Genomic DNA, 1569 nt, shown 5'->3' with positions numbered 1-1569 from the left:
CGGTCGCCGCCTTACGTGAGCGCACCCGTCGTCCCCGGTGATCGAAGTCGCCGGGTTCGAAGAAGCTGTTCGACCAGCCGGCGCAACAACTCTGGCGTAGCACCGGCCGTAGTGGGTAGCCGATGACGTACGACGCGTTGTTTCAGGTGGAGGTCGCGCGATGCCGGTTACGGCGGGGCCAGTTCCCGGGATGACTTCGGATTTGCACAGGGTCCCGATGGACCCGAGGCGCTTCCGCAGCGGGCGTTGGTTGCTGCTCGGCGAGGGAGTGCTGGTGACGGCGTTCGGCATTGCCGGGCTAATTTCAGCTGCCCTGCATCCGCATGCGGTGCCCACCGGCACCCCCGTTCTCGGGCTGGCATTGACTCCGGCGCAGAGCGCGATTCTGCTGACACTTGGGGTACTGGCCATCGCGGCTGTCGGCAATCGCCGAGCGGCGGTGACTGTCACGGCGCTGAGTGCGGTGGCCTACCTGCTTTTGTTGTTCTTCAGCAGCGTGGCCACCGCGCGCACGGTACCGACACCCCTGGGATTTCACGCCGCTGACATCGTCCTGCACGGTTTACTCGGGGTGGTCAACTTCGCCCTGCTGATGTGGCTGATTCCCGACGAGTTGGGAGACGAGGCTTGGGTGCGGCGACGGCGACGGGGACGCGACCGCGAGCCGAGGGCCGCTGCCTCTCCGGACGTGGCTTCGGCGACGGAGGCGGGACCACCACCCGTGGCGGCAGTGGCGCGCGCGCACGAAGTCGGAGCCTACGAAAGCCCGTCGCAACGTCCAGTCGTGCCTCGACAGGCAAGCCAGCCGGGGTCGACCATCCCGCCCGTCAGTGTTCCGGGTTCAGGCCGCACCCTTGTTGAACAACCGAGGAGCCAACGAACGAACGAGCCCTCGGCCCACAACCTCGAGAGCTCAACACAGCCGAACCGCATCGTCGCTCGTGCGAACGATGCACTGCGATCAGGTGGTGTCGTTCCCGTGGCCTTGGCAATTCTGGCCGCTGTCGTCGGCATCGCCATCTGGATACGACGCCGCTGAACAGCCAAACCCTCCGTAATTCCCCTTAACGGTCCTCGTTCACCGCCGACGATCCGCGCGGAGCCGCAGTCAAGACGTCCCCGACGCCGCTATGGCGGCTACGGCGGGCCTGGGATGCGGTCCAGACCTCCCTGGATACCTTGCAAATCCCCTTCAATTCCTTGCAGCTTCCCCTCGATGGCCTGCAGATCGGAGAGCGCATTCTGGTAGGCCGGCGACAAGTCGGCCGCTGAGGCGGGTTGCGACTGGGGGCAGTAAGCGACGATGGCGCCCGCGGTGACTTCGGCGCTTTGATTGGCGTCCCAAATCGACGATCGCCGAACGAATTCGACCGCATCCGCGAAATTGGGTTGGTGCGCCAGGAAGTCGCAGACCGCGTGACCTTGGGTCATCACGTATTCGTGGCTCGGGACTGGTACCCCTTCGTGCTTCAACGCGGCGATGAACGCCGCGTCGGCGATCTCGGTTCGCGGAGTGGGCGCTTGCGGCACAACGGGTTTGGGCGCGGGCGAAGCCGATGGCGGTGCTTC

Annotated in this window: 2 protein-coding genes; one reads left to right on the top strand and one right to left on the bottom strand. The window is 65.7% G+C overall.

The genetic code is table 11. The annotated features are described in order from the left end of the window. The first annotated feature begins 160 nt into the window (after positions 1 to 160). Complete coding sequence (locus A5711_RS15310; RefSeq protein ID WP_082975746.1) at positions 161 to 1039, top strand: DUF4383 domain-containing protein; 879 nt, start codon at positions 161 to 163, stop codon at positions 1037 to 1039. 98 nt (positions 1040 to 1137) lie between these two features. On the opposite strand, the gene A5711_RS15305 is transcribed toward A5711_RS15310, so the two are convergent. Then, a partial coding sequence (locus A5711_RS15305; protein WP_156744960.1) for a DUF732 domain-containing protein occupies positions 1138 to 1569 on the bottom strand: 432 nt, incomplete at its 5' end.

The organism is Mycobacterium sp. E2238 (genome assembly GCF_001672665.1).
Classification (GTDB): Bacteria; Actinomycetota; Actinomycetes; order Mycobacteriales; family Mycobacteriaceae; genus Mycobacterium.
Note: the sequence above shows the minus strand (reverse complement) of the source record. Positions and strands in the feature narration are given on the sequence as shown.